At 66.0% G+C, this 26,015-nt stretch carries 28 protein-coding genes; 25 read left to right on the forward strand and 3 right to left on the reverse strand.

Annotated features, from left to right (window positions below; genetic code table 11):
- Nucleotides 1–188: 188 nt before the first annotated feature.
- Together Y958_RS11565 and Y958_RS11570 are read right to left on the reverse strand one after the other, a co-directional pair.
- Nucleotides 189–488 (reverse strand): addiction module antidote protein, encoded by a 300-nt coding sequence (locus tag Y958_RS11565; RefSeq protein ID WP_088872098.1) that lies wholly within the window; start codon nt 486–488, stop codon nt 189–191.
- Between the two features lie 177 nt (nt 489–665).
- Nucleotides 666–977 carry a type II toxin-antitoxin system RelE/ParE family toxin gene (locus Y958_RS11570; RefSeq protein ID WP_244909274.1) on the reverse strand — a complete coding sequence of 104 codons (312 nt, stop codon included), beginning with the start codon at nt 975–977 and terminating at the stop codon, nt 666–668.
- A gap of 140 nt (nt 978–1,117) precedes the next feature.
- On the opposite strand from Y958_RS11570, the gene Y958_RS11575 reads away from it, so the two are divergent.
- The 5 genes from Y958_RS11575 to Y958_RS11595 all read left to right on the forward strand — a co-directional run bounded on the left by Y958_RS11575 (nt 1,118) and on the right by Y958_RS11595 (nt 3,440).
- Nucleotides 1,118–1,348, forward strand: coding sequence for a hypothetical protein (locus tag Y958_RS11575; protein ID WP_088872099.1), 231 nt, complete (start codon nt 1,118–1,120; stop codon nt 1,346–1,348).
- Nucleotides 1,349–1,570: 222 nt separating this feature from the next.
- The gene (locus Y958_RS11580) at nt 1,571–1,795 is read left to right on the forward strand and encodes a hypothetical protein (protein WP_088872100.1); all 225 of its coding nucleotides are present in this window, start codon (nt 1,571–1,573) and stop codon (nt 1,793–1,795) included.
- Nucleotides 1,796–1,856: 61 nt separating this feature from the next.
- Nucleotides 1,857–2,585, forward strand: a complete 729-nt coding sequence (locus Y958_RS11585) for a hypothetical protein (RefSeq protein ID WP_145727874.1) — start codon at nt 1,857–1,859, stop codon at nt 2,583–2,585.
- Nucleotides 2,578–2,796 (forward strand): zinc finger domain-containing protein, encoded by a 219-nt coding sequence (locus Y958_RS33010; RefSeq protein ID WP_088872102.1) that lies wholly within the window; start codon nt 2,578–2,580, stop codon nt 2,794–2,796. Before Y958_RS11585 ends, Y958_RS33010 begins: the two co-directional genes overlap by 8 nt.
- Nucleotides 2,796–3,440 carry a hypothetical protein gene (locus Y958_RS11595; protein WP_088872103.1) on the forward strand — a complete coding sequence of 215 codons (645 nt, stop codon included), beginning with the start codon at nt 2,796–2,798 and terminating at the stop codon, nt 3,438–3,440. The genes Y958_RS33010 and Y958_RS11595 overlap by 1 nt, the downstream gene beginning before the upstream one ends.
- A gap of 58 nt (nt 3,441–3,498) precedes the next feature.
- Here the strand turns inward: Y958_RS11595 and Y958_RS31375 are convergent, their stop codons facing one another.
- Entirely contained in the window at nt 3,499–4,191 is a 693-nt protein-coding gene (locus Y958_RS31375) for a hypothetical protein (protein WP_145727875.1), read from the reverse strand.
- Between the two features lie 553 nt (nt 4,192–4,744).
- Between Y958_RS31375 and Y958_RS11600 the strand changes: the two genes are divergently transcribed.
- The 20 genes from Y958_RS11600 to Y958_RS11695 all read left to right on the forward strand — a co-directional run bounded on the left by Y958_RS11600 (nt 4,745) and on the right by Y958_RS11695 (nt 25,990).
- On the forward strand, nt 4,745–5,410 hold the full coding sequence (locus Y958_RS11600; protein ID WP_088872104.1) for a hypothetical protein: 666 nt from the start codon (nt 4,745–4,747) through the stop codon (nt 5,408–5,410).
- Complete coding sequence (locus Y958_RS11605) at nt 5,385–7,556, forward strand: phage terminase large subunit family protein (RefSeq protein WP_186291164.1); 2,172 nt, start codon at nt 5,385–5,387, stop codon at nt 7,554–7,556. The genes Y958_RS11600 and Y958_RS11605 overlap by 26 nt, the downstream gene beginning before the upstream one ends.
- A 7-nt stretch (nt 7,557–7,563) precedes the next feature.
- Entirely contained in the window at nt 7,564–7,761 is a 198-nt protein-coding gene (locus Y958_RS11610) for a phage head-tail joining protein (RefSeq protein ID WP_088872106.1), read from the forward strand.
- On the forward strand, nt 7,761–9,296 hold the full coding sequence (locus Y958_RS11615; RefSeq protein WP_088872107.1) for a phage portal protein: 1,536 nt from the start codon (nt 7,761–7,763) through the stop codon (nt 9,294–9,296). Before Y958_RS11610 ends, Y958_RS11615 begins: the two co-directional genes overlap by 1 nt.
- Nucleotides 9,293–10,807 (forward strand): S49 family peptidase, encoded by a 1,515-nt coding sequence (locus Y958_RS11620; protein ID WP_088872108.1) that lies wholly within the window; start codon nt 9,293–9,295, stop codon nt 10,805–10,807. Before Y958_RS11615 ends, Y958_RS11620 begins: the two co-directional genes overlap by 4 nt.
- Before the next feature lie 15 nt (nt 10,808–10,822).
- Nucleotides 10,823–11,194: a head decoration protein gene (locus Y958_RS11625; RefSeq protein WP_088872109.1), complete on the forward strand. Its 372-nt coding sequence runs from the start codon at nt 10,823–10,825 to the stop codon at nt 11,192–11,194.
- Between the two features lie 27 nt (nt 11,195–11,221).
- Complete coding sequence (locus Y958_RS11630) at nt 11,222–12,280, forward strand: major capsid protein (RefSeq protein ID WP_088872110.1); 1,059 nt, start codon at nt 11,222–11,224, stop codon at nt 12,278–12,280.
- Nucleotides 12,281–12,375: 95 nt separating this feature from the next.
- Nucleotides 12,376–12,693 (forward strand): head-tail joining protein, encoded by a 318-nt coding sequence (locus tag Y958_RS11635; RefSeq protein ID WP_088872111.1) that lies wholly within the window; start codon nt 12,376–12,378, stop codon nt 12,691–12,693.
- Nucleotides 12,693–13,139, forward strand: coding sequence for a hypothetical protein (locus Y958_RS11640; protein ID WP_088872112.1), 447 nt, complete (start codon nt 12,693–12,695; stop codon nt 13,137–13,139). Before Y958_RS11635 ends, Y958_RS11640 begins: the two co-directional genes overlap by 1 nt.
- The gene (locus Y958_RS11645) at nt 13,139–13,573 is read left to right on the forward strand and encodes a DUF3168 domain-containing protein (RefSeq protein ID WP_088872113.1); all 435 of its coding nucleotides are present in this window, start codon (nt 13,139–13,141) and stop codon (nt 13,571–13,573) included. The genes Y958_RS11640 and Y958_RS11645 overlap by 1 nt, the downstream gene beginning before the upstream one ends.
- A gap of 26 nt (nt 13,574–13,599) precedes the next feature.
- Nucleotides 13,600–13,836 (forward strand): hypothetical protein, encoded by a 237-nt coding sequence (locus tag Y958_RS11650; RefSeq protein ID WP_088872114.1) that lies wholly within the window; start codon nt 13,600–13,602, stop codon nt 13,834–13,836.
- A 2-nt stretch (nt 13,837–13,838) separates the two neighbouring features.
- Complete coding sequence (locus Y958_RS11655) at nt 13,839–14,585, forward strand: hypothetical protein (protein ID WP_088872115.1); 747 nt, start codon at nt 13,839–13,841, stop codon at nt 14,583–14,585.
- A gap of 32 nt (nt 14,586–14,617) precedes the next feature.
- Complete coding sequence (locus Y958_RS11660) at nt 14,618–14,938, forward strand: hypothetical protein (protein WP_088872116.1); 321 nt, start codon at nt 14,618–14,620, stop codon at nt 14,936–14,938.
- Nucleotides 14,939–15,239: 301 nt separating this feature from the next.
- A complete protein-coding gene (locus Y958_RS11665; RefSeq protein WP_145727876.1) occupies nt 15,240–18,362 on the forward strand; it encodes a hypothetical protein in 3,123 nt (1,040 codons plus the stop codon).
- Nucleotides 18,363–18,400: 38 nt separating this feature from the next.
- On the forward strand, nt 18,401–18,946 hold the full coding sequence (locus Y958_RS11670) for a DUF2460 domain-containing protein (protein WP_186291165.1): 546 nt from the start codon (nt 18,401–18,403) through the stop codon (nt 18,944–18,946).
- 2 nt (nt 18,947–18,948) lie between these two features.
- Complete coding sequence (locus tag Y958_RS11675) at nt 18,949–19,866, forward strand: DUF2163 domain-containing protein (RefSeq protein WP_088872119.1); 918 nt, start codon at nt 18,949–18,951, stop codon at nt 19,864–19,866.
- Between the two features lie 21 nt (nt 19,867–19,887).
- The gene (locus Y958_RS11680; protein WP_088872614.1) at nt 19,888–20,352 is read left to right on the forward strand and encodes a C40 family peptidase; all 465 of its coding nucleotides are present in this window, start codon (nt 19,888–19,890) and stop codon (nt 20,350–20,352) included.
- Between the two features lie 4 nt (nt 20,353–20,356).
- Complete coding sequence (locus Y958_RS11685) at nt 20,357–25,336, forward strand: phage tail protein (protein WP_088872120.1); 4,980 nt, start codon at nt 20,357–20,359, stop codon at nt 25,334–25,336.
- Entirely contained in the window at nt 25,333–25,749 is a 417-nt protein-coding gene (locus tag Y958_RS11690) for a phage tail assembly chaperone (RefSeq protein WP_186291166.1), read from the forward strand. The genes Y958_RS11685 and Y958_RS11690 overlap by 4 nt, the downstream gene beginning before the upstream one ends.
- A gap of 7 nt (nt 25,750–25,756) precedes the next feature.
- Nucleotides 25,757–25,990, forward strand: a complete 234-nt coding sequence (locus Y958_RS11695) for a hypothetical protein (RefSeq protein WP_088872121.1) — start codon at nt 25,757–25,759, stop codon at nt 25,988–25,990.
- The last annotated feature ends 25 nt before the right edge of the window (nt 25,991–26,015 follow it).

Below are 26,015 nucleotides of genomic sequence, written 5' to 3' on the forward strand. Positions count from 1 at the left end.
CTCGTGATGGTGTCCGGTACTCCCTGATTAAATACGTAGGCATTAAGGCTGCCTACCTGTGGTTTTTCCCAGGTGCGGCTTGGTTGGCATGCTCAACCGTTGGTCAAGGGCCTGAGAAAGCGTTCGAACGCTTCGGCCTGGATTGGACAGCAAAAAGGGCGGGCCGGTTACCCGGTCCCGCCCTTTCCTCATGCTTTGGCGTGCCTAATTGTGAAGCTCAGGTTCAGTGCCTGCAATATCCGCAGGATCGTATCGAACCCGGTCTTGGTCTCTGGCGACAGCGCCTTGTACAGGGTTCCTCGCGGCATATCCGCGATCTGTGCCAATTCGGTCATGCCTTTTGCGCGTGCTACATCCTGAAGTGCGACACGAAACAGTTGCGGATCACCTTCTTCTATTGCGGCATTCAGAAATTCAGCAACATCTTCGTCAGTTTCCAGGAAATCAGCAGCGTCAAATTTTCTCCATTCGCTCGTGTTGTTGCTCATTACGGACACTCCATCTCTCATTTGTTCTGCGGGGATACCCATTTTTTTCATACTGCTTTAATTAATATCCACTATCATTTTACTCTATCGACTTTGTTCATTGGTCATCCAAAAAGCTTTACTCACCGTATCTGGGGTGGGCGCCCTTGCCTGAACAGGGGCGCCCTCCGAGATTGGTCAACGCATGTCGTTGAAGCGGGCTCTTGCCACCGTGATGTCTCGACTTTGGGTCGATTTTTCGCCCCCACCGAGAATGATGTATGTCCGTTTTCCTTGCCGCCCATAGTACACGCGGTAGCCGGGTCCGGACATAATGCGCATCTCGCTGACGCCGTCGCCAACGGGTTCGCAGTCGCCAAAATTTCCAAGACGGGCTCGGATGAGCCTGATGGAAATCCGTTGACGAGCTTGCTTATCCTTAAGCGTCCGAAGCCAGTCTTCAAAGGCCGGATGCATGATCAGCTCGTTTTCATCTTCTACCTCTTCCATGGTGGGCTTCCCCATCTAGTTGATGACGTAAGTCTTGTACACTGTAGTGGACAGTATTGTCAAGACGGAACGTCAACCCCGGTTGACGCCTCCGGTCAAGCGCGCCCCTCGAGAAGTTTAGCGGGTAGGAAGGCCAGGCCATGTCTCCGCCGCTGATGGATATGAGCCTGGAGGGCCTGGCCCTAGACATCCGCTCGACGCTGGCCGTGTGGGTGGCGGAGGGGCTGTCCTACGCCGAGATGTGCGCCGTGCTGGCGGTCCAGCCGCGCGCCGGCCTGGATACCATGGGGCACCTGGCCAGCGTAATGACGTGCGGTCTGTTGCTGGGTTCGAAGCGTTCGAACGCTCCGGGGCTGGTGCCAGATGGCTAAGGGCGCGGCCACCGGCAGGCCGCCACCCACCCTCCACCCGTGTGACGCGGTGGGCTGCTGGGAATGGGGTCCGTTCGGGCAGGGCGTATTCCTGCGCGGCGGCGGCGTCGCCCGCTGGTGGTGCCGCCGGCATCTGCCTGCGGACTATTGGGATCACCAGGTGGCGAAGGCCAAAGGGCCGGCCCCTGGGCACGGGCCGCTGGGCCAGGGGGCGTTGTTCTGATGGCGGATGATCATGAGGTGTCCGGCACGCGGGCGCTGCTGACCTTGGCTGAGTGGATGGGGCTGGCGGCAAGCGTTCGAACGTTTCCGGTCGACCCGGGGAGCGTCCCCGTGTTCGCCCCAGCGCCCGAAGCGTTCGAACGCTTCGGTGGCGAGATGAATTGGAAGGGGTGCCTGAAGCGTTCGAACGCTTCGGCGCGGCATGGCGAGGTGCGGGATGTCTAGGGCTGGGAAGCCGCTGGTGGTGAGTATGTGTCCGGCCCTGCTGCTGGCGGAGGCCGAGGATATGGACGCGGCCCTGGAATTGACCTTCCTGCGCCTGGTCCACCATTGCCTGGCGGCGGGGGGCGAGGTGCCGGACCGCGACGACGCCCTAGCGCGGAAGACCAAGGCGGGCAACCGATGGAAGCGGCACAAGGCGGAGTTGATCGCACAGGGCTTGGTGGAGGTGGCGGGCGGTGTGCTGGCCATCACCCCGGGGCGGGGCGGGACGTCCCGTCAGCGCCCAAAACACCCCGGAAAACAGGGCGGAAAAGCCGGAGAAAACAGGCCGGAAAACGTCCCGGAAAAGTGGGCGGAAAACCCACCAGAAAACACCCCGGAAAAGTCCCCGGAAATCTCAGAGAAAAGTGGCCGGTTTTTTGAGGATAAGTCGTTGGAAGGAAAGGAAAAGATGGGGCAAAACAGTGCCGATTTGGCGGACGGAACCGCAGGGAAGTCCGATTTCCCCCCCTATGATCTTAATAACCCCCCCTTTAATTCCCCAAAAATTCAAAAGGGGTTTAGCGGGGCAGATATCGCCCAATTGCGGCGCCGTGCCGACCTATTGGCCAGCGGAAGTGCGGCGGCAAAGTCGCAGGCTGCGCTGTGGCCGCCGGGCGAAATCGTGGCGATGGTCCAGGCTGGTTTCGTCGGCGCCGACGTGGTGCTGCGGCTGGGGTTCGACCTGCCGGCGGCCCTGGTGCCCGTGGCTGGCGGGGTTGGGCTTGGCAGGGGGGCTGCTGGCCATGGCTGAGTCCAGGAAGCCCGCGACCGGCGCGGATCGCCGCCGGCAGAGGCGTGACGACGCCATCGCCCAGAAGCCCTGCCCGACGTGTGGGGTGGCGGAGGGGCAGCGGTGCGTCGGTGGCCGTGGTCAGCAGCGGACCAGCATCCACCAGGGCCGATGGGCCAAGCCGCCCCGCCAGCCTGGGGTGGCCGTTGCTGGGCTTGGCAGGGGGGCCTGATGGTGACCGAAGTGCCGGAAATCGATATCGAGGCACTGTTGGTCTGGGTCTACCAGCGCCAACGGGCGGACCTGGTGGTTGACCGTGGGGTTGGGCTCCACGAGCTGGAGCGCGAGGCGGCGGGCATCCCGGTGACCCGCCGCACGGCGGACGGTACGGGCAGCAGCATCGCGGTGCTGGGCTGCCGGGTCGACAACAGCGGCACCCCGTCGGGCGTCCTACACCCCGATGCGGAGGCCGTCCACGACGCCGTGTGCCGGGCGCCGCGTCCGCTGTGGACGGGCTTGCTGATCGAGGTGGGACGGACGGGGGAGCGGCCGGATTGGCTGCCGGGCGCCCGGGTCGAGGAACAGGCCATCCTGCACCGGGGCAAGGTGGTGTTCGTGGTGGACGATGACGGCTGCATCGTCGGGCCCAAGGTGCGAACGGTCCTGGTCCGCGACGAAGTCGGCCCCGATGGGCGGGTGCGTCAAGTGACGCTTGACAGGTCCCCGGCCGCGCTGGAGTTGGGCCGCCGGGTCTACGCGGAATGGCGGGCCGCCTTGGCGTGGCTGGTCGACGAACTGGTGTCCCGCCAGCTGCTGGCCAGCCACCGGGTGACAGGGCCGGCGGCGCCGGACGAGCCGTGGGTGAGCGTGCTCTAGGAGGTGGGTATTGAAGTGCCTTGGAAGGTGAGGCCCGGGTGGGCCTCAGTTCCACATGCTATTTCACATTTGCTAGACCAGACCCGACGTTTACCTTTGTCGCATCTTGTCCGGCCTTAGAAATCGAAGTGAGCACGTTTAAATCAATCTGCGGAGGCCAGCAGTTGACAGCGTAACGACCGAGAATATATTTTGCCTGCTCAATATTGTCTGGGTTTTCAGTGCTTTGAATTGCGGAACGGGCTATTGCCATAAAGTCGAATGTCATTTGGGCGGTCTGCTGCGGAGCTTGTTCATAAAGATAAATATCAGTTTCTATGTCTAAGTAACTATTGATTACACCATATGCCAAACCAACATATCCTATTGTTCTTACTGCATCCCTGGCTGCGGCCGTAAGAATAGCAACGGCAGTTGTTCCGGCGAGTGTGGTTTCTTTTTTCATTGCCTTTCGTTCTTTGTCTAAGCGTATCAATAGACCGAAATAATTTCTGCACGTCGCGTCGAGACGGTTCATGCTTCCCACCAATATTACTTGCCTATCGGCAACAGTAGTTGGCCATGGATTTTGCCCACTCATCTCATTAAGGATGCCATTTACAGCCGACTCCACAGCATCTGGCTTGTGTTCTCCTGCCGCGCCATTTCTTAGGGTCGCCTGCTTTGCTTGGGATGATGCAAAGTTGAAAGCTGTGCAGCCGCTTAGCAAAAAGGTGCACACAATTACAGCGGCTATCCGTTTGCCCCACATTCCCGCCTCCATCGTAAAGGTATTTCTTTCGCACTATGACTCCACTTTTTGGCAACAACACTATATCCAATAGATTATATTGGTTGTGCATCGTTCACGGGTGGAGTGACCGTCTGCCTGCTGCCGTTAGCTGTTGCGGGGCAAGTGAGCCATAAGAGGCTGCGTGGCGGTTTGGCCGAGCCAAATGCTCTCTCTGTGGCAAAGAAGCGAGGCGCAAAAAAAAATGTGCTTGCGCTTTTAGGGGGCCGTTTGCTTTGGTGCCCGAACGCTCGAAATCTGGACATCACGGCCCCGCTGCAATCGCAGTGCGGGCCGTTTCCATTTGGCCGGCCCTATCCAGTGTGGGGTCAGCGTGCCGGCCCGGGCGCCCGATAATCCGTAAGGCCTCCACCCGGTCAGCCGCCAAGTACAGATGCCGCCCAGGTCCCCAGGATATCCGGGGACCCTGGCGGCCAGGCGCTCTAGCACGGTGAATTCAGCCGTGTTGGTTTTCTAGTGCGACCGTTTCCGTGGTGGTGCAACGGCCTGCAACAGAGTGAAACGGTGAAACAGCATGCAACAGGGCAGTGGGCGGCGCCTTCTGGGCGTCCGCGCGCTGGCTGCTGCCCTGAAGGAGATGGGGCAGCCGGTTTCGGCCAGCACCTTAAGCCGGGGATTGGCCCGGCGGCATTTCACGAACCACGGCACGGCGGCTCAGCCGCTGTTGGACCTGGACGAGGTGATCAACACCCGGGCCAACCTGCTGGACCCCGACAAGCAACGGGCAGCCTTGATCGCACGCGGGGTTCTACCGCCGCCCACCGCCGCATCGGCTGATGACGATGACGATTTCTTGCCGTCGCCACGGCTGACCAGCACGGAAGGCAAGTTGGGTGTGGCCAGGCTCCGCAAGGCGGAGGCGGAGGCGGCCCAGGCTGAAATGGACCTGATGGAGCGCCAGCACGGTCTTGCGCCGACCAGGGACTTCAGCGACGCGGCCTTCACCCTGGGGGCTCTGGTCCGCGACAGCCTGGCGGCCCGTGTGTCGACGCTGGCCGCCGCCGTCGCCGGCAAGAATGACACCCGAGAAATCGCGCTGCTGATCAGCAGCGCCGACGACGCCCTCTTGACCGCCTTGGCGAGCCGCGCCGCCAAGATGGCCAAGAACCTGGCCACCGGGAAAGAGGCTGCGCCCCACGATGAGGGCGAGCCCGATGCACCTAACGACCCCGCTACGTAGTCACCTCCCTCACCTGGCAAACGGCGTCGCCGCCGCCCTCGCTGGTTTCGGCCTGGGCGCCAAGCCCCCGATCCGCCGGACGGTCCCCGAGTGGGCCGCCAAGGTACGCATGGTGTCGGCGGAGTCAGGCAGTTCCTACGCGGACGGCAAGGACGTGCCGTACCTGCATGAGAACGCGCCCCACATGGTGGAGGTGATGGAGTGCCTGAGCCTCCAGCACCCGTCGTTCGAAGTGACCATGATGGGATCGGCCCAGATCGCCAAGAGCGAGGCCGGCCTCAATCTGATCGGGTCCGTGATCGATGACGATCCGTCCCCCATCCTGGTCCTGCTGCCGTCGCTGGATGAGCAGAAGAAGTACATCCGGCTGAAGCTCCAGCCGATGATTGAGGCGACCCCCTCCCTTCGGGACAAGGTGCGGTCGATGAAGTCGCGGGATGAGGATGGTTCCACCTCATCCATGAAGAAGTTCCGGGGCGGCTACGTCTTCGTGGCGACCGCCTCCAGTTCCAAAGCCCTCCAGATGGTCTCCTATCGGATCATCGTGGGCGAGGAGGTGACCGAATGGCCGCTGGACGTCGGCGGCCGCGGTGACCCCCAGGACCAGGCGATCCATCGTACCAAGGCGTATCGGGAACGGCGGGGCGCCAAGTGCTATTGGCCCGCCACGCCCGGTGTTCTCGGGTCCTGCCGCATCACGGTGAAGTACGAACGCGGCGACATGCGGCGCCGCTACGTTGCGTGCCCGCATTGCGGTGCCTGGCAGGTGCTAAAGTTTGAGAACTTGCGATGGGACCAGGAAACCGCCCCCTTCGGCGCGTACTTCCTGTGCGCGTCGGGGCACGGCTGCGTCATCACGCAAGCCGACAAAGACGAAATGATGTGGGGTGGCGTCTGGCTGAAGACGTATCCCGTGGCCGAAGACGATGACACCGGCGATGAAGCGCCCGGCCCCGTCGTCCTCCCCGACCAAATCGAGCGGTTCCGGCGCCGCCCCTCTCGCGGGCGGGAACCATCCTTCGCCATCTGGCAGGCCTACTCGATGTGGGTCAGCTGGGAGGCCACGGTCAAGGAATGGCTGGACGCGCGGGGCAACCCGGAAAAAGAGAAGGCGTTCAGCCAACAGGTGAAGGGCGAAGCCTGGGAAGAAAAGGGCGACGCCCCGCCGGCGGAAAAGCTGCTGGCCCTGCGGGAAGACTTCCCCAGCCAGAAGCTGCCGCCCGGTGCCCTGTTCATCACCGCCCATACCGACGTCCAGGGCTACGGCCTGAAGGGCGATGTCTACGCCTGGGGCGAGGGTATGGAGTGCTGGCGCATCGATGGGTGGACCATCGAAGGCGACCCCGCCGACGACAGGGTGTGGGCCTTGCTCGCGGAGCGGGTCCGCCGCCGATACGAAGATTGCCATGGGCAGTGGTGGCAGATTGACGCCTTCGGGGTGGACAGCGGCTATCTCTCGCCCAGGGTCTACAAGTTCGCCCGCGACATGAAGCGCCAGGGCTACGAGCGGGTGTTCGCCACCGATGGCATGCCCGGCCCCTCGCTACCGCCTATCGGCATGCCCACCAAGGTGCTGGTGAACTGGCGGGGCAAGCGCGAAGGCACCGTCCTTAAATGGCCTATCGGCACCTGGCCTATGAAGCTGGAGGTGTTCGGTGCGCTGAACCGTCTGTTACGCAGTTCGGAAAGCGCCATGGACCCGGACGGCAATCCCTGGCGCGGCCTGCCGCACTTCAACGGCGACGTCGACCTGACCTTCTTCAAGGAAGTCACGGCCGAATACCTGAAGGTTGGCGAGCGGGGCGGGAAGCCCTTCCGTGAGTGGATCAAGACGGGCGTGAACGACAGGTTGGACACCTTCGTCGGCGCCCGGGCCCTGGCGTCGCATGTGCTGAATGAAGCCGGCGCCGACAAGTCGACCTGGGCGGCCCTAGCCGCCGCCCGAAAGCCCGCCGGCCCGCCGCAGGGCGACCTGTTGTCGGCCATCCCGCTCATGAATGTGCGGGTGGCCACCACGCCGTCGGCGCCGCCCCCAACCCAGGACGATCACCAGGCCCCGGACATCGCGCCCGAAGCTGCCGTCACGGCGGAGCTTCTGGCCCGGAAGCGCCGAGTGGTGCGCTCGTCCTTCGTCAAGAGAAGGTGAACCGTCCATGGCTTTCACGAAAGCCGACCTGGACGCGCTGAAGGCCGCCCGTGCCCAGGGCGTCCTACGCGTCCGCTTTGAAGGCCGCGAGGTCATTTACCGGTCCGATGCCGAAATGAAGGCCCTCCAGCGGGAGATGGAGGCGGAGGTTAACCCCCGGCCCCGGTTCAAGACGGCGCTGGTCCTGTCCCGCCGGGGGTGGTAATGGCTGCCGCAACACGGGAAGGCCTGGGCGGCTGGGTCCGCCGGCGGGTCGGCGGATGGGCCCAGCGGGTCGGCCGCGCGCTCGCCTCCGCGTCCGATGACCCTTTCGTCTCCCCAGCAGGCCGGCCGGTCAACGCGCCCTATCGCACCACCGGCAACGGACCACGTTCACGCAACTGGCGCACGGGCGGCTATGGCCCCAACGCGGCGCTGGACTACAGCTTGCCGGGCCTAGTTCGGCAGTCTCGGGAACTGATGCGGCAGAACCCGGACGCCGTGGTGGTGCAAAGCCGCCTGGTGTCCAACGTAGTCGGCGTCGGCATCATTCCGGAGCTTGCCGACCCCGTGGTGCGTGCCGTTTGGGTCGCCTGGACGGCGGTGTGCATGGTCGATGGGACCATGAGCCTGTACGGTGCGCAGGCCCTGGCCGTGGCGGCGGTGGTCGAGGCCGGGGAAGCCTTGGTCCGGTTCCGCGTGATTGATGACGGGCTGTCGCCGGTGCCGCTCCGCCTCCAGGTGCTGGAGGCCGAATATCTGGTCACCAGCAAGAACGAGGAAACGGCCGGCGGCGGCTACATCCGGCACGGCATCGAATTCGATGCCGAGGGCCGCCGTGTCGCCTACTGGCTGTATCCCTGCCACCCGGATGATGTGACGCCTGGTGGATACAACAACACGCCCATCCGCGTCCCGGCTGGTGAAATCCTGCACATCTACCGGGCTAGGCGGCCGGGCCAGATACGGGGCGTTCCGTGGATCACCCCAATCCTGGACCTGCTGAAGGACTTGGCCGACTACAAAGACGCGGAACTGGTCCGAAAGAAGGTGGCCGCGCTCTATGCCGTCTTCGTGAAGCGGCCCTATCCCGAGGGGATGGATGCTGAACAGCTGGCCCGCGTGCTGGCGGCCGTCAAGACGGACGACGATGGGGCCGAAGGTGAGTTGGAACCAGGAACGATGTGGTTCCTGGACCCCGGTGAGGAGGTGGAATTCAGCGAACCGGCCGACCTGGGCGGTCAGTACGCCGAATTCATGAAGCAACAGTACCGCAGCATCGCTGCGGCGGTCGGGTTGCTCTACGAGCAGGTCACGGGCGACTACGCCAACGGCAATGACAGGCTCTATCGGGCGGCCTTTAACGAGTTCCGCCGGAACATCCGCCAGATCCAGCACCACATGGTCATTTTCCAGATGTGCCGCCCAATCCTGGCGCGGTTCAGCCTGCTGGCGAAGCTCAAATCCGTGATCCCGGATGAGTTCGACGCTGCGGCGGTGCCGTGGGTGCCGGAGGCGTGGCCGTACATCAATCCCGTTCAGGACGTGGCAGCCAAGGTCGCGGCGATCCGCGCGGGCATCGACACCCGGTCGCGCGTGGCGGGCGAGAGCGGCCATAGCGCCGCAGACATCGATGAGGAGAACGCCCGCGACCAGAACCGGGCGACGGGCTTGGGCCTGGTCTACGACACAAACGCCAAACAGGTGGACGACAAGGGCGCCAAACAGCCGGTCGATCCGCCGCAAGAGGAGGCAGCGTGAACACGACGCTATGCGCGCGCCTGGCCGGCTCCATCTCCGGCCAGGTGCTGGCGATGGAGCCCGAAGCCCTGCGCGTCGCCGCCAACGCCATCGGGCTGCGACTGGGTATTGAGGCCCGGCACGATGATGGCGAAGGCCGGTCGCCGTCCATCCTGGAGCGGACCCGGGCCGCCTATCGGCAGCGCCTGGCGATGATCGGCCCCACCGAAGCCGTCGAAGTCGGTGAAGGGGTCGGTGAATACGCGCTCACCGTCGACGGCGTGGCCATCGTGCCCGTGCTGGGCACGCTGGTGGCGCGGTGGGACTGGTTGGCGGCCTGGTGCGGCCTGACCAGCTATGACGCCCTGACCGCGACCATCGGTGCGGCCATTGATGACCCGCGCGTGCGCGGCATCATGCTGGACATCGACAGCCCGGGCGGTATCGCCGCCGGCATGCTGGACTGTGCCGACCGCATCCGCGCGGCGTCTGAGGTGAAGCCGCTATGGGCGCACGCGAACGCCCTGGCCGCGTCCGCCGCCTGCGGCATCGGCACGGCGCCGACGCGTCTTTCACTGCCGCGCATGGGCAACGTCGGCTCCGTCGGTGTGGTGAGCTTGCACGTTGACCAGTCCGCCGCCGATGAACAGCGCGGCCTGCGCTACACGGCCCTCTATTCGGGTGCCCAGAAAATCGACGGGTGGGGGCATGCGCCGCTGCCCGATGATGTGCGCGCCAGGTTTCAGGCGCGCCTCGACGCCAGCCGGCTGCAATTCGCCACGGCGGTTGCCGGCTATCGCGGCCTGGCAGTCGACACCGTCATGCAGACCGAGGCGGCCCTCCTCCAGGATTACGAGGCTGTGAACCTGGGGCTGGCCGACGCGGTGGAGAGCTTTGACGAAGCCCTGGCGGCACTGACCGCCAGCCTGTCCGCCGGCGGCAGCGCCGGCATAACCCGACGCGGCCCGGCCGCGACCAGCCAAAAGGAAGTGACGATGGGCAAGACGCCCGATACGCGCCAGCACGCCTCCGCCGACGACGACAAGGATGAGTGCGAGGACGAAACCGAAGGCGGTGACCAGGAAGCCGGCACCGACGAAGATGGCGGCGATGGTGACGATGATGAAGACGCCGCCGAAGAAGATGAGAACGAGGGCGACGACGTGAAGGCCGCGCGCGGCGAAGCGGCGGCCATCGCCAAGGCCTGCGCCGCCGCTGGCAAGCCGCAGCTGGCCGCCGGCTTCATCTCCAAGGGCGTGCCGCTCGCCACCGTCAAGAAGCGCCTGGGGTCGCATGCCACGATCCGGAAGCTGGTGGCGGATGCCATGCTCGCCAACCCGAACATCAAGGCGACCGTCGCCGATGCCCTGATCGAGGCCGGCGCCAGCGTGGCGGAGGCCAAATCCGCCCTGTTCAACGCCATCGTCACCGGCCAGGCGCCCGCCATTCGTGGCGTTGCGCCGGAGAAGAAGCGCGCCGCGCTGGGCGGTATCGACACCCGCGCCGTCTACGGCGCCTACAACAAGCGCTGATAGGAGAAAAGCCACATGGGCGCCGTCTTCACCGAGGGCCTGAACACCGGGGAGTATCTGGTGTCTGAGGCCAACGGGAACCTTTCCCGCGACACCATCACGCTCGCGCAATCCGCCGCCCCCTATAGCGCCGGCCAGGTGCTGGCCTATGTCGCGGCCAGCGACCACTACGTCGCCTACGACGAAGCGGCCCAGGGCGATGCCGCTGTGGCCGCCGCCATCAACTTCGCCCGCGTCAACGCCTCCGCCGGCGATGTGCGCGCCACGGCGCACACCAACTATGCCGAGATCAACAAGGCCGCCCTTGCCTGGGCGCCCGGCGTTACCTCGGCCGGCATGGCCGCCGCGTTCTCTTCTCTGCGCCAGCACGGCATCAAGGCCCGCTGACCGCGTCCAGATTAAGTAGGAGCTTTAATGAGCGCCATTTCCATGGACATCTTCAATGGTGACGCCTTCAAGGGCGTGACCATGACGAAGCACGTCAACGAAAATATCCCCTATGTTCCCGGCTTCCTCGGCGGCTTGGGCCTATTCCCCGCCGAGGGGATCAACACCATCGACGCCATGTTCGATGAAGAAGGCGGCCAGCTGACCCTGATCCCCGCCAGCCCGCGCGGCAGCCCGCCCAGCCAGGACCAGAACTCCAAGGCCAAGCGCCGCAGCCTTCCCACCGTGCGCCTGGCCCGGGAGGCGGTGATCACCGCCGATGAACTGGCTGGCGTCCTTGTGCCGGGTACGACCGACCAGCTGGAGACCGTGGAACGGCGCGTCTACAAGCGCGTCGAGGGGCCGTTGGGCCTGCGCGCCCAGCTTTCCTACACGATGGAACACCTGTATCTGGGCGCCATCGACGGCCAGGTGATCGATGCCGACGGTGCCACCGTCCTCTATGACTTCTTCGATTTCTACAACGTCGCCCGGCCCGACACGCAGACCATCCAGTTCGGAACCTTTACCGGCGACGGCGGTCTGTTCAGCACCGCGATGCGCAAGCTGAAGCGGCAGATCATCAAGGAACTGAATGGCTTCGTCCTTGCCGGCGCCTACCCCATCGCCCTTTGCGGTGATGATTTCTTCGATGCTGCCGTCGACAACCAGGAAGTGGTGAAGTCCCGCCAAGTCGGCAACGTGGGCAACGCCAAGGCCCCAACGGCCTTGTCCGAAGCGGCGGGCGCGTATTCCACCTACGACTACGGCGGTATCCTGTGGGTCAACTACCGTGGTTCGGACGACGGCAAGGTCAGCATCCCACAGGATGAAGCCCGCGTGTTCATGCACGGCGTTCCGGGGCTGTTTCAGTGCTATTTCGGCTATGCCGATACGCTGGAATTCGTCAACACCGAGGGCCTGCCGGTCTACATGCTCCAGAACGAGGAGCGTCAGACCAGCCGCGCCCGCGTGTTCGAAGTGCAGTCCAATCCCCTTCCGGCGTGCCTGCGCCCCAAGAGCTTGCTGCGCCTGAAGAAGGGCTGACCGCCCCCAACCATCCGGTCCTAGCCAAAGGCCCCGGTCGCTCGTGCGACGCGGGGCCTTTGGCTTTTATGGGCCTGGTATCCCCGGGAAATACCATGCGCTTCGACTTGCTGAACCGCGCTTGCGCCGTGACCTTCCGGGCGCCCGAGGGCGTCACCTATTCCCCCGACGGTGTCGCCCAGGCCGACCCGGTGGACGGTATATTTTCGGAACAGACGCCCGGCGGGCAGCTGGACGACTTGCGGTCCCCGCACAAGGGGCCGGTGATTGAACTGCCCGTCGCCCAGGTGCCCGCCCAGCCCCTGAACGGTGCTGTGGTGACGGTCGGCACCCGTCGCTTCACCGTCCAGCAGGCGGAAAAAGACCTGATCGCCGGCTTCTGGCGGACGGAACTGGTGGAGGATTTCGGCTGATGGCCGGGGCTGTGACCGGCGGCGAGGTCATTGGCGCCGAAATTCGCGGCCTGTCCGGCTTGGCCATCGGCCGGCTGGGCGCCGCCCTGACCATGGCAGCGGAAGTCACGGCCGTCCGCATGCAGGCTAGCTTGCCGGAACGCTACCGCGATGCCGTGGAAGTCCGCGTCGACATCTCTGCCGACAGCGTCCACGCGGGCGTCTTTCTGACGGGGCGTGAGGCCCAGGCTTGGGCCGTCGGCGGCGAGGAAGTTATCAACGTCGCGGCCTACGTTCGTGAGGAAAGCTTAGTGTTCGGCCGGCCGGTCAGGCCCATCATCGAACATGTCAGCGCCTACCAGCGTGCCGTCCAGCGGCCCGGGCACATCGACGTCGACGCCCTGGCGAACGATGGTGCCGCCACCATGCTGGCGGCTGTCGCCGCCGTGATGCAGGGGCTGACCTGATGAGAAATGAAACTCTAGACGCCCTGCTGGGCTACCTCCGTCAAGATGCGGGCGTGCTGGCGCTGGTGAAGCCAACATCCATCATCGACAAGCTGCAGCTATGGACCAACGTGCCGGCGGATCAGAAGCCCATGATCATCGCCGTGGCCACCACCAGTACCCCTAAGACCGACTGGGGCAAGCCCGTCGTCTGGCACCTGGGTTTCATGCTGTACGTCTACACGCAGACGAACGCTGCCGACGGCAGTGCCCAACGCTTGCGTGACCAGGTAGTTGATGCGCTGGGCGAGGCGCTGAAGCCTGGGCCCTTCGGCGCGGTCCAGACGCTGTCCAGCCGCGTGTCCGCCTGCCTGCTTTCGGGCCCTGTCCTGACGGATGAGGGGGCCACCAAAGCGCATGGCGTCGCCTGGTTTCCCATCACCATTCGGCCCTAAGCCGCCCCTCTACGAGGTGAGCATCCATGTCCGACCCCGATGTCGCGGCCGACGCCGTGGACGTGGGCGCGGTGGAGGGTGGCGCTGCGCCGCCCGAAGCCGGCCCCACCGACCTTACGCCCGAGTCCGTGGCCACATTGCGCGCCTGGCGGGAGCGCTACTGCCGCGACTCCGCCCTCTCCCGTGACACCCCCGCCCTCAACCTCGTTTCCGCCTTGCTGCGCCAGGTGGAGGACGTCCTTTTGACTGTGGAAGGAGCTTAACGTTGGAATTCCATTTCGGTGCTGGCGATTTCTTCGCCGTGCCGCTGGGGCAGGCCAACCCGACCCCCGTGCACTTCTCCGCCCTGAGTGACTTTTCCATCGACATCAAGTTCGAAGAAAAGAAGCTGTACGGGCAGAATCAGTTCCCCATTGCCGTCCAGCGCGGCAAGGGCAGCATCGACGTCAAGGTGAAGAACAGCCTGGTGTCCGGTGCCATGGTGAATTCCCTGTTCCTGGGTACCACCAGCACTCCCGGCCAGCTGCTGACCGCCGTGAACGAAGGCGGCCAGCCGACCGCGAACAGCTATACCGCTGCCAACGGCACCACCTTCAAGACGGACTTGGGTGTGGCCTATGCCAGCACCGCGATCCCGCTCCAGCGTGTCGCCGCCAACCCCACGGCGGGCCAGTACACGGTGTCGGCGGCGGGTGTGTACACCTTCGCCGCCGGCGACGCTCAGGCGTCGGCGGGTGTCGTCGTCAGCTACACCTATACCGTGGCCGCCGGCGGCAGCACCGCCGCCATCACCAGCCAGGCCATGGGCACCGGTGTCCAGTTCATGGGCGTCTACACCACCGCGTCTGTGGTGGCGGGCGTGCAGAAGCGCTGCACCATTCAGCTGAACGTCTGTTCCTCCCCCGACCTGAAAATGGCGGCCAAGCAGGACGACTACATGGTCCCGGAATTCGGGGTGTCGGCCTACGCCGATGCCGCCGGCAATGTCGGCGTCGTGAGCTTCGCCGAATAAGACGCACCTCCTTTCGCTGATAGGTAAGATCGATGTCCGACACCCCCGATACCGCCAACTCCATCACCTTCGGCGGCCAGACCTTCGCGTTCGAGGGGCTGACCCTCGACCAGTTGAAGGCCCTGGGTCCCGCCTTCCTGCGCCTCCGCCCGGAGTCCGCGCGGGACCTGGCCGCCGCCGCCAGCACGGACATCCTCCACGTCGCCTTGGTCGACGGCGGCCTGATGACGGAGGAACAGTTCAAGGCCGCCAAGACCAGCTATTCAGAGGTCGGCGCTGCTGTGGAGGCGCTGGCCCGCATCAGCGGCATGGTGCCCGTGGGGGAGCCGCCGGCCGCGACGGCGGCGACCTGAACTGGGATGACCTGTACGCGACCATCTGCATTCGGACTGGCTGGACCTGGGATCAGGTCGGCCGGCTGACGGTTCGGCGGGTCGATGCGCTGTGCCGCGCCTGGCGAAAACAGGCCGGCCTTAAGGAGGAAGCCCCAGCCAAGGCGCGTGAACCCGATGAAGTATGGGTCACGGACGAAGCGGGCTTCGCCACCTTCATGCGGCACTGGCAGGGCGCTGGGGGCCGCTAACTCTCCCGATCATACCGCTTCGCCCCGGTCCCCATGGGGCTGGGCGGGGCGGTGTCTTGCCAGGGTGCGCCATGGGGAACACGTTAACCGTTAACATTAGGGCCGATTACTCGGATTTGCGGCCCGACCTGAACGAGGCGGCGGGCCTGGTCGAGGGCACCTCCGCCGATATGGACGGCGATGTCTCGCGCCTTTCCGCCAATATCGGCGGCTATGTGAACACGATGGGCGCTCACTTCGGGCGCCTGGGCGACCAGGCCATCAGCGCTGGCCAGGTCATCCACAGCGACTTTTCCAGCCAAGTCTACGACGAGAGCATGTCGCGCCTGGCCGACTGGACGGTCGATACCGGCCAGTCCCTCATTCACATGGGCGAGGACGCCGCGATTGCCGCCGGCGGCGTAGTGGCGGTGCGGTCGGCGGTTGCCGCTGTCGGCGCCGCCGCGCTGGAGGCTGCAGGCCCTGCCGCAGCCGTGGGTGTGGCATTGGTGGGCGTCTATGAAGCCGCCCGCTTGGTCATCTCCACCGCGTCCGGCATCGCCCAGTGGGCGTCTAACATGTCGGGTGCTGCGGAGGTGGCGCGGCTGTTCTCGGAGGAGGGAACGCGGGCGGCGGAGGCGCACCGTGCCTTGGCGCTCGAATTTGGTGGTGAGGCCGACAGCTTCACACGGGTCCAGCAGGTCGCCCAGGACTACCAGGTGACGCAGGACCAGGCGACCGCCGCCATCCGGCGAATGATCGAGGTGCTGGACCCGGCCAACAAGTCCACGGAAGCTGCCCGCCAGGTCTTGAAGGACTATGGCGTCACCAGCACAGAAGCGTCGGCCGCGTTGGATGAGTTCGCGCGGCGCCTGCGCGAAACCCAGGACGGCACGGCCAAGACGCACGATGTGATGGCCGTGCTGGGGTCCGACGGCGTCGCCTGGTTGAAAGGTGTTGCCGACGGCGCCGGTCAAATCTCGCATGCCATGACCGATGCGGACCGCATCAGCGCCGCGACGGCCGCCAGCATCGAGGCCAGCAAGAACAAGATCGCCACGGCGCCCCACATCAGCTGGCTGGGGCAGTTGGGGGATTGGGCCGGCGGGGTTGTCGACCGTTTCAGCGAGATGTCCACCCGGAGCGAACAGTTCAAGGCTGAGCAAACGGCCGCGATGGCGGAAATCTCCACCGCTTGGCGGGAATGGCGCGGCGACGTCACCAGCACAGGCGATGCCATCAGCCGTGTAGGCCAAGGGCTGGGCGACTACTTCGCGGTGCTCACGCAGGGGCTGCCGGAATTCCAGCAGTTCGTTGGTATCCAGAAGCCCGCCGTACCCGCTGCGGCCCAGGACAACCGGCCAGCGGCACCGCCCCATGAGGATGCCGCCGGTGGCGCCGACGACGGCGACGATGATCCTGCGACCAATGACGGACAGGTGCTGTCCCAGCTGGAGCAACAGCTACAGCGCAAACTGCTGCTGAAAGAGAATTGGCTTCGGGAGGACCATGCCCTTGAAGTGTCCTTCTGGCAGCAGCGGCTTGCCGACGAACGGGCCGACGGGCTGGAGGAAAACAGCACCCTGATGGGGTTGCTGAACGACCGGCTAAATCAGGCGGAACGCGCCCAGGCGCGGTATCTTAAGAACCAAGCCGATGCCTCCGCTCGGCAGGCTGACCAGGATGCCCGTGACGCCGAACGGGCGGCGGATGAACAGAGTTCCGCCCATTTGCGCGGATTGCAGATCGCCACCAATGCCGCCGTGCGGGGGTCGCAAGAGCGTATCCAGGCGGCCCAGGCGGAAGTGGACTTCGCCCGCGGCGCCTGGGGTGAGCTTTCGTCGCAGTACCGGGACGCGATGCAGCGCATGTCGGAGGCCGCCCGCGAGCGGGATCGGCAGGCGCAGGAGATCAGCCGTATTCGCGCCGACGCGGACCAGAAGATCAACGACCTGGGCCTCCAGGCGGAACGGTCACGGCTGGATGCGGAGGTCGCGGCCGGGAAAATCTCCGAGGGCCAGAAGGCTGACCAGCTGCGCGACCTGACGGAGGGGGCGCAGATTGCAGCCCTCCAACGGCTCGACTCCGAAATCTCCTCTCTCCAGCAGGGAACGAAGGCGTGGGAGGAGGCGACACAGCGCCGGCGGGTGCTGGTGGCGGAACAGCAGGTGGAGATGGAGCGCATCTCGCTCCAGGCCGTCGAAGCTGACCGTCGGGCGGCGCAGCAGACGGCCCAGGCGTGGCAAGGCGCCTTCCAGCCGGCGTCCCGGGCTCTCGACAGCTGGGTACAGAACGCGGTCCGGGGTGGCCAGACCATCGGGCAAAGCGCGCTGTCGGCAGCGGGCACGATGGCGTCGTCCTACATCGGCTCCCTGCTGCGCATGACCGCACAGTTGGGGGCCTTCGAGGTGGCCCAGGCGCTTGGCTGGACCCGCATGGCCAGCGGCATGCAGGCGGATATCCAGAAGGGAAGCCTGTCCTGGTTGCTGGGCGAACAGCAGAAGACGGCGGCGACCGCCGCTGGCACGTCAGCGCGGACGGCGGCGGCTTCGGCTGAAAACAGCACCTGGCTGGGGCGCGTGATTGGGCAGGTGGCATCGTGGCTGGGGATTGAGACGTCCAAGACGTCGGCGACCACGGCAGCGACGGCGACCCGGGCGACCATTGACGAGGCTGACCAGGTGGCCCGGTCCACCACTGGCTACATCGCGGCGGTTGGCCAGATTGCCCAGCTGGCCCCCGTCGCGGCGGCTGGTGCATTCGCCGCGACCGCTGCCATTCCCATCGTGGGTCCGGAGCTTGCGCCCGGCGCGGCGGCGGCGGCGGAAGGGGCGGTCATGTCCCTTGCCGCAACGGTGCCGGTGTTCTCCGCATCGGGTGGTTGGGGTGATGTCCCCCATGATGAAGCGCCGACCTTCCTGCATAAGCGGGAAATGGTCCTGCCCGCCTACCTGGCCAGCCCTTTGCGCGACCTTGTCACCGGCCGGGGCGGGTTCGCCCTTCCGGCTTCGTTCGCCACGTCGGTCAACGACAACGTCAGCGCCGCCGCCAGTGCCATGGGCGGCGGTCAGACCGTGGTGAACCACAACGAAACCCACAACTGGTCCCTGAGTGCCCTGGACGGCAGGTCCACCCAAACGTGGCTGCGCAATGGTGGTGGTGACCAGATCGTGGCCCACGTCCAGAACAAGCGGCGGAATTTCGGAGCGTTATGACCCTGATTTACCCCAACCTCCCTGGGCGGGCCTATGAGGTGCAGAAGACGCCGACTTGGTCCACCCGCATCCTCACCGCTGCATCGGGGCGCGAAACCCGGATGGCCATGTGGTCGGCCCCCAAGTGGGAATTCAGGCTGAAATACGAGGTTCTGCGGGATACGCCCACGGAAAACGAACTCCAGATCCTCCTGGGCTTCTTCAACCAACAACAGGGGTCCTTTGGCTCTTTCCTGCTGATAGACCCCGACGACAACCAAGCCACCGGCCAAACCATCGCCGTGGGGGACGGTACCACCGCCAGCTTCACCCTGGTGCGAACCTTCGGCGGCTATGTTGAGCCGGTGGGCGCCGTCGTGGGTGGGTTGACAATCTATGTCAACGGCGCCCGCCAGACCTCTGGCTACAGCGTCGCCGGCAATGCCCTGACCTTCAGCAGACCGCCGGCCAGCGGCGCCGTCATCAGCGCCGATTTCCAATACGCCTTCCTTGTCCGGTTTAAGGACGACGCGATCACCGCCGAGCGGTTTCTCCGTCAGATGTGGTCCGTGGGGGAGGTGAACCTCATCACCGTCAGGGGATAGCGATGCGCTCCACCGACACCGCCTTCGTCCAATGGCTGCGGACCACGCCCAACCTGTGGTCAGCGGACTTGTTCACCGTCACCCTGACGGCCCAGGTCAGCAACCCCAGCGCGCCCACCGGCACAGTCTGGCGCTGGACCAACACCGACCGGCCCATCAGCTACGGCGGTGACACCTGGCTGGCCACCGGCCCCCGCGTCGCCCGCACCAGCTGGTCGGCTAAGGCCCAGCTGGAGGTGCCGCAGATGGAAGTCACTATTGACAGCGCCGCCAGTGAGCTGCTGGGCGACGTGCCGGTCAACGCCTTCGTCAACAATGGCGGCTTCGACGGCGCCCGCGTCCGGCTGGAACGGGCGTTGATGCCCAGCGCCAGCACCGCTGCCTTCGGCACCATCCTGCTGTTCGAGGGGCGCGTGTCCACCGCCCAGGCCGGCCGGGCCCGGGCCACGCTGACGGTCAAGGGCGACCTGGTGCTGCTGGATCAGCAGATGCCGCGCAACCTCTACCAGGCCAACTGTCTGCACACCCTGTACGACAGCGGCTGCACCCTGCTGCGCTCCCGCTATAGCTGGAGCAACAGCGTGGCGGCGGGCTCCATTGTCGGCACCATCGTGCCGGCGACGCCGCTGGCATCGCTGGCGCCCGACGGGGCCGGTGCCGCGGTCGATCCCCAGGCCTTCGTCCAGGGCGCCATCAGCTTCACCGGCGGCGTCAACGCCGGGGTGGTGCGGGCTATTAAGGTGGTCAGCGGCGGCAACATGGGGCTGGCCTATCCCCTGCCACATGCGCCGGCCGTGGGGGACCCGTTCACCATCACCTATGGCTGCGACCATACCGCCGCCACCTGCAAGGCCCGGTTCAACAACCTGGCCAACCTCCGCGCCTTCCCCTACATCCCGGCCGCCGAAACCGCAGCCTGATCCCATTTCCCGGAGATGACCATGACCGACGACGCAAGCCGCGTCGCTGCGGAGGTGGCCGCGCGCGCCTCGGTCGCGGCGGAGGCCCTGACCTGGGTGGGCACGCCCTATCATCAGCTGGCCGACGTGAGGGGGGCCGGCGTCGATTGCTCCATGCTGCTGGTGCGCGTGTTCGTGGACACCGGCGTGCTGCCGCCCTTCGACCCGCGCCCCTATCCGCCCGACTGGCATTTGCACCGCTCCGATGAGCGCTATGTGGCTTGGACCCAACGCTTCGGCCGGCCCTTCGACCCGGCGGAGCGGGCGCCCCAGGCGGGTGACGTGGTGCTGGCCCGCTTCGGGCGATGCTTCAGCCATGGCGCCGTCATGACCGGCCGCTTCGAGCTGGTCCACGCCTATGCCCGCGACGGCCGTTGCGTGGTGGGCGACCTGCGCCAGCTGCCTTTTCTCGACCGTCCCTTGATCTTCTACAGCCTGTGGGGTTGATGCCATGTCCGGCCTATTCGGCGGCGGCAAGACCAATGCCGACACCAAGCCCAGTTACACCGGCCTTCAGGTGCAGACCAGCGCCGCCGGCCTTCCCATTCCCTTGCTGTGGGGCACCCAGCGCGCCGCCCCCAACCTGTTCTGGAACGATGGCTTCACCTCCAAGGCCGTGGCCAGCGACACCGGTGGTGGCAAGGGTGGCGGGGCGCAGTCCACCACCCAGGTCTACAGCTGCGCCGTGGCCATGGGCCTGTGTGAGGGCGTGGTCAACACCATCGGCCGCGTGTGGGCGGACAAGACCGACACCAGCCTGGCCAAGCTCAACCTGACCCTGTTCACCGGCGCCGACGGCCAGACGCCCTTTACCGCGCTGTACGCCGCCAAGCCGGATCAGGCACTGGCCTATCCCCACACCGCCTATGTCGCCTCGCCGTCCTACGACCTGGGCAGCAGCGCCAGCCTGCCCAACCATAATTTCGAGGTGCAGTCGAACGCCGTGCCCCGCACCGGTCCCAGCGCCTTCGACGCCAACCCCGCCGACATCCTGGTCGATTTCCTGACCAATGAGCGCTATGGCGTGGGCCTGCCAGCCGACAGCATCGGTGACCTCACCGCGTGGCGCAGCTACTGCGCCGCCGCCGGATTTCTGATGTCGCCCCTGTTGGCGCAGCAGGAGGCTGCCAGCGACATCGTCAACCGCTGGGCCCAGCTGACCAACACCCTGATCTATTGGTCCGGCGACCAGGTGCGGGCGCTGCCGCTGGGCGACCAGCCGCTGACCGGCAACGGCGTGACCTTCACGCCCGACCTGACGCCCGTCTATGACCTGACCGATGACGACTTCATCGCCGGTTCAGGCGATGACCCGGTGACGCTCAGCCGCTCCGACCCGGCCGACGCCACCAACACCGCCAAGCTGGAGTTCAAGGACCGCGACAACTCCTATCAAACTGCCGTGGCGGAGGTGCGCGACCTAGCGGCCATCGACGCCTACGGCCTGCGCACCGGTGATCCCGTGCAGGCGCATGAGATCTGCAACGCCACCACCGCGTCGGCCATCGCCACCCTGATCCTTCAGCGCCAGCTCTACGTCCGCAACACCTACCAGTTCAAACTGGCCTGGACCTTCGCCCTGTTGGAGCCGGGCGACATCGTCACCCTGACCGACGCCGCCCTCGGCCTGGCCAAGTTCCCCGTCCGCATCATTCAGATCGATGAGGATGAGGAGGGCTTGCTGACCTTCACGGCGGAGGAGTTGCCGGCCGGCATCGGCACGGCCACGCTGTACCCCACGCCGGTAACCAGCAACACGCCACTGAACACCGGCGTGGATCCGGGTGACCTGGCCGACCCCGTGATCTTCGAACCATCACCCGGCCTCTCCGGCGGCGTGCAACAGGTGTGGATCGGCGCCTGCGGCCTGTCGCCCAACTGGGGTGGCTGTTCCGTCTGGGTGTCGGCCGACGATCTGACCTATCAACGGGTGGGCCAGATCACGGCGCCGGCACGGCTGGGGACGCTGAGCCAGGCCCTGACGGCGGGGGCGGCGGACGCCTATATCAGCCTGGCCACCAATCGCCTGAAGCTGGCTGGCGGCAGTACCGACGATGCCGCTGCCGGGCGCACGCTCAGCCTGGTGGGGGCGGAGATGCTGGCCTACGGCCCGGCCACGCTGACGGGCAGCGCCGCATACCATCTCGCTGACCTGAACCGTGGCCTTTATGGCACCGGGGCTGTCGACCATCCGGCGGGCACGCCCTTCCTGCGGTTGGACGAGGCCGTCTTCAAGTACGACCTGCCCGCCGCCTATATCGGGCAGACGCTGTACATCAAGCTGACCAGCTTCAACATCTTCCAGGCGGCGGAACGCAGCCTGGCGGAGGTGGAGGCCTACCTCTACAGCTCGGTTGGGGCGGTGGGCGCGCTGCCGGCGCCCACGGGCCTGACCCTGGCGGTGGAGAACGCCGTGCTGGCCGACGGCACGGTGCAACTGGGCATCCGCGCCCGCTGGACACCAGCCGACGCTGGCATGGCGACCGACACCGTTTTGCGCTGGGGCGTGGCGGGCAGCGGCGGGGTCACCGACTGGCAGCAGGTCAAGGTACCGGCCGGGTCGACCGACACCCTGCTGATGCCCGTGACGCAGGCGGTGACCTACACGGTGCAGGCGGCCAGTGCCATCGGCACCGACGTGCGCTCCGCCTGGGGCCCCGCCGTCAGCATCGAGGTGGGCGGTGTGCTGGGCGGCGCCAGCATCACGCACTTGGAGCTGTATGGCCAGGGCCTGGATACCGAGTTCGTGGGGCGGGACATCCACCTGGTGTGGCAAGGCAACTTCCCCGCTACGAGCGCCAGCCTGGGCAACCAGCCCTATGGTGCCGGCTCCGGTTACGTGAACCCGTATTTCCAGGCCTACGCCGTCACGGTCATAGAGCCCGACAGCGGCGCGGTTTTGCGCACCGACCTGGTGACCGTCGAGGAGTACTATTACTCCTTCGAGATGAACGCGAAGGACGCTGGCGGTCCGCATCGCCGCCTGACCTTCAGCATAACCATCCGCGACAAGCTGGGGGGCGAGAGCAAGGCCGCCACCCTCACGGTCAACAACCCCGTGCCGGCGCAGGTGCAGTTGACGGCACTCCCCACCACCGGCAGCACCCTGTTCGGCTTCATCGCCCCCACGGGCGCGGACGCGCTGGACTTCGCCGGGGTCAATGTCTGGGTAGGGGCCAGCGCGACCGTCGACACCAGTGGCCAGCCTGCCGCCAGCGGCGGCACCGCGCCCCTGGTGGTGGCCGGCCTGACGGCGGGGCAGACCTATTACGCCGTGTGCCAAACCTTCGACACCTTCGGCACGGCCGGCTGCCCCATCAGCGCGCCCTTGCAGTTCCTGGTGCCCTATGTGACGTCGGCCCAGATCGCCGCCAACACCATCGGCAAGGACAAGCTGGTGACGGACCTGGTGAACACGCTGGGCCTGGTCACCGGCGGCACCGACGTGGCCGGCAGCGTCGCGGCCCAGGTGGCGGCCGAGGCGGCGGCCCGTGCCCAGGCCATCCAGCTGGAAGCGGCCACGCGGGCGCAGTCCATCCTGGACAGTGCCAACCAACTCCAGGCGCACATCGACACCGTCAGCCAGGCGCAGCAGACCACCTCCAACAGCCTGGCGACCACCACCACCACCCTGACGGCGGCGATCAACGGTAACGCCTCGGCCATTCAGGCGGAGCAGACGGCCCGCGCCAGCGGTGACAGCGCCAACGCGACGGCCATAATCACCCTGGCCAGCGAGGTGCACAGCCCGACCACCGGCCTGGCGGCAGCCTTCACCGCCATCAGCAACGAGGCCAGCACCCGCGCCACCGCCGACAGCGCCAACGCCAGTGCCACCAGCGCCCTGGCCGCCCAGGTGAACGACAGCAGCACCGGCTTGGCGAAGACGCGGGCGGACCTGGTCGCCGAACAGACCACCCGGGCCAACGCCGATAGCGCCCTGTCGACGTCGCTCACCAGCCTGACGGCCTATGTCGGGCCCAACCCCAACCTGTGTCCCGACATTGGGAGTTGGACGCTGGGCGCCATGGCGGCTGTGACGGAGGCCGTTGCCGGCTTGATCGGCTACTTGGCCAACCCATCGGGGGTGGTGGCCGCCAGCAGCCCACCCATGCCCAGCACGCCTGGCGCGACTTACACCATCACCGGCGACAGCCATATGATCCTGAACGCGGGCGGGGCTGGGCAGGTCTACTTCGACCTGGTTTTCAAGGACGCGGCCGGTAACGTCCTGCTGGACGGTCCGCAAAAACCCATCGGCACCAGTCACGGCCTGGGCGCGCCCGGCACGCGTGCGGCCCATGCCGTCACCGCCACGGCGCCCGGCGGCACCACCCAGATGGTGGCCCGGTTCGTGGCCGAAGGCCTGAGCAACTGCACGGCCGTCGCCTTCCGGCAGGTGAAGGTGGAAGGCGGCGCCGTCGCCACGGTCTACACCCAAGAGGGCCAAGCGCTGGCCACGTCCGCCGCCATCCAGACGGAGCAAACGGCCCGGGCGAATGCGGACAGCGCCCTGTCGGCCTCCATCACCACCCTGTCCACGACGGTGAACGGCAACACCGCGTCAATCTCCACCCTACAGTCCAGTGTCAACGGTCTGAGTGCCCAATGGGTGCTCAAGACCGACGTCAACGGCTATGTGGCTGGGATCGGGCTGGCCAACAGCGGCGACAGCAGCACTTTCGTCATCCGCGCCGACACCCTGGCCCTGGTGCCGCCCAACAGCAAGACGACGCAGTCTCCGTTCTTCGTCACCAACGGCCAGGTGGTGATCAACAACGCCTTCATCCAGAACCTGTCGGCCAACGTCCTGACCAGCGGCACCATCGGCGCCGGCATCGTCTATGCCGGGAGCATCAGCGCCAACCAGATCACTGGTGGCGAGATTGTTTCCCAGGACATCCGCGTCTGGAGGGGAAAAGGGAATGGCGGTTACATTGACATCCATGGCGATCTAGGCGGCCCGTCCATCAACATCAGTGCCGACGGCAAGTCGGATCGCGTGCAGCTCGGATACCGGGGCGGCGATTACGGCCTGTGGACGTGGGACGCTGCCGGCAACCAGAAGATCATCGCCGGCGCGCCGGGCGATCCGGCCGCCTTCAGCATAAGCTCCAACCCAATAACCGGTGACGGCAACGAATATCAGGTCGTGTCGTTCCAATTCACGCTGCTTACGACCGTTGCGGTGCTGATCACCGCCAATTGGCAGCAAGGTTACAGCGGCTCTACGACATGGGGCGCACGGCTGCGCCTGGATACCGTGGATCTGATCGCCCGCGGTGGCTCCGTCACTCTGGACACGCCCGCCTATTCGTACGTCGCCACCCTGGGGGCGGGCACGCATACCGTCTCGCTTTACTGGACCGGTGGTGGCGCCGCGATTTCCGGATCCAACTTCAGCCTAGCGGTATGGCCGCATTATCGATGAAGAGACTGCTGATTTATGAAGCCGCGACCGGGCGCATCCGTTGGGAGGTGCAGGGCGGAGATGAACACCCTCTGTTCGATCCGGATGACCCGTCTTACGCCGGCTTGGCGGCTATTTCCTTGGCGCAAGACGTGGCCGTCAACGCGGCCGTCCACGAGGTCCGCGACGGCGTCTTGGTCGAGATAGATGCCGACCGTCTTCGCGCCGCCGCCGCGGCTACTACCTTTCGCACCTTACGGGAGGAGCGGTTCAGGCGCTTGAGCTTCAGTGACGTTGCTGTGCTGCCCGACCGATGGGCCGCCATGAGCGACGCGCAGCGGGCCGCCTGGACAGCCTACCGCCAGGCGCTGCGCGACCTGCCCGCCAACACCACCGACCCCACCGCGCCGGCGTGGCCGGTGCCGCCTAGCTGAGGCCGCCATGACCCAATACACCAACGGCACCATCACGATCACCAACGGCAGCGCCACGGTCACCGGCACGGGCACGGCCTGGCTGGCCAACCTGTCCCCCGGCGCGCTGCTGACCGTAAGCGAGGACGATCCCGTGGGCGTCGTCGTCGCCGTGACGGCGGACGGCAGTCTGACGCTGGAGACGCCCTGGCCCGGCGCGTCCTACACCAACACGGCCTATGAGGCCGTGCCAGACTGCTGACAAAGCCCTCGCCTATGGCGGGGGC

It is taken from the genome of Nitrospirillum viridazoti CBAmc (assembly GCF_000730165.1).
Classification (GTDB): Bacteria; Pseudomonadota; Alphaproteobacteria; order Azospirillales; family Azospirillaceae; genus Nitrospirillum; species Nitrospirillum viridazoti.

Coding starts and splice junctions, on each gene's coding strand:
- Y958_RS11565 (WP_088872098.1), bottom strand. CDS start 488: ATGAGCAACAACACGAGCGAATGGAGAAAATTTGACGCTGCTGATTTC.
- Y958_RS11570 (WP_244909274.1), bottom strand. CDS start 977: ATGGAAGAGGTAGAAGATGAAAACGAGCTGATCATGCATCCGGCCTTT.
- Y958_RS11575 (WP_088872099.1), top strand. CDS start 1,118: ATGTCTCCGCCGCTGATGGATATGAGCCTGGAGGGCCTGGCCCTAGAC.
- Y958_RS11580 (WP_088872100.1), top strand. CDS start 1,571: ATGGCGGATGATCATGAGGTGTCCGGCACGCGGGCGCTGCTGACCTTG.
- Y958_RS11585 (WP_145727874.1), top strand. CDS start 1,857: ATGGACGCGGCCCTGGAATTGACCTTCCTGCGCCTGGTCCACCATTGC.
- Y958_RS33010 (WP_088872102.1), top strand. CDS start 2,578: ATGGCTGAGTCCAGGAAGCCCGCGACCGGCGCGGATCGCCGCCGGCAG.
- Y958_RS11595 (WP_088872103.1), top strand. CDS start 2,796: ATGGTGACCGAAGTGCCGGAAATCGATATCGAGGCACTGTTGGTCTGG.
- Y958_RS31375 (WP_145727875.1), bottom strand. CDS start 4,191: ATGTGGGGCAAACGGATAGCCGCTGTAATTGTGTGCACCTTTTTGCTA.
- Y958_RS11600 (WP_088872104.1), top strand. CDS start 4,745: ATGCAACAGGGCAGTGGGCGGCGCCTTCTGGGCGTCCGCGCGCTGGCT.
- Y958_RS11605 (WP_186291164.1), top strand. CDS start 5,385: ATGCACCTAACGACCCCGCTACGTAGTCACCTCCCTCACCTGGCAAAC.
- Y958_RS11610 (WP_088872106.1), top strand. CDS start 7,564: ATGGCTTTCACGAAAGCCGACCTGGACGCGCTGAAGGCCGCCCGTGCC.
- Y958_RS11615 (WP_088872107.1), top strand. CDS start 7,761: ATGGCTGCCGCAACACGGGAAGGCCTGGGCGGCTGGGTCCGCCGGCGG.
- Y958_RS11625 (WP_088872109.1), top strand. CDS start 10,823: ATGGGCGCCGTCTTCACCGAGGGCCTGAACACCGGGGAGTATCTGGTG.
- Y958_RS11630 (WP_088872110.1), top strand. CDS start 11,222: ATGAGCGCCATTTCCATGGACATCTTCAATGGTGACGCCTTCAAGGGC.
- Y958_RS11635 (WP_088872111.1), top strand. CDS start 12,376: ATGCGCTTCGACTTGCTGAACCGCGCTTGCGCCGTGACCTTCCGGGCG.
- Y958_RS11640 (WP_088872112.1), top strand. CDS start 12,693: ATGGCCGGGGCTGTGACCGGCGGCGAGGTCATTGGCGCCGAAATTCGC.
- Y958_RS11645 (WP_088872113.1), top strand. CDS start 13,139: ATGAGAAATGAAACTCTAGACGCCCTGCTGGGCTACCTCCGTCAAGAT.
- Y958_RS11650 (WP_088872114.1), top strand. CDS start 13,600: ATGTCCGACCCCGATGTCGCGGCCGACGCCGTGGACGTGGGCGCGGTG.
- Y958_RS11660 (WP_088872116.1), top strand. CDS start 14,618: ATGTCCGACACCCCCGATACCGCCAACTCCATCACCTTCGGCGGCCAG.
- Y958_RS11665 (WP_145727876.1), top strand. CDS start 15,240: ATGGGGAACACGTTAACCGTTAACATTAGGGCCGATTACTCGGATTTG.
- Y958_RS11675 (WP_088872119.1), top strand. CDS start 18,949: ATGCGCTCCACCGACACCGCCTTCGTCCAATGGCTGCGGACCACGCCC.
- Y958_RS11680 (WP_088872614.1), top strand. CDS start 19,888: ATGACCGACGACGCAAGCCGCGTCGCTGCGGAGGTGGCCGCGCGCGCC.
- Y958_RS11685 (WP_088872120.1), top strand. CDS start 20,357: ATGTCCGGCCTATTCGGCGGCGGCAAGACCAATGCCGACACCAAGCCC.
- Y958_RS11690 (WP_186291166.1), top strand. CDS start 25,333: ATGAAGAGACTGCTGATTTATGAAGCCGCGACCGGGCGCATCCGTTGG.
- Y958_RS11695 (WP_088872121.1), top strand. CDS start 25,757: ATGACCCAATACACCAACGGCACCATCACGATCACCAACGGCAGCGCC.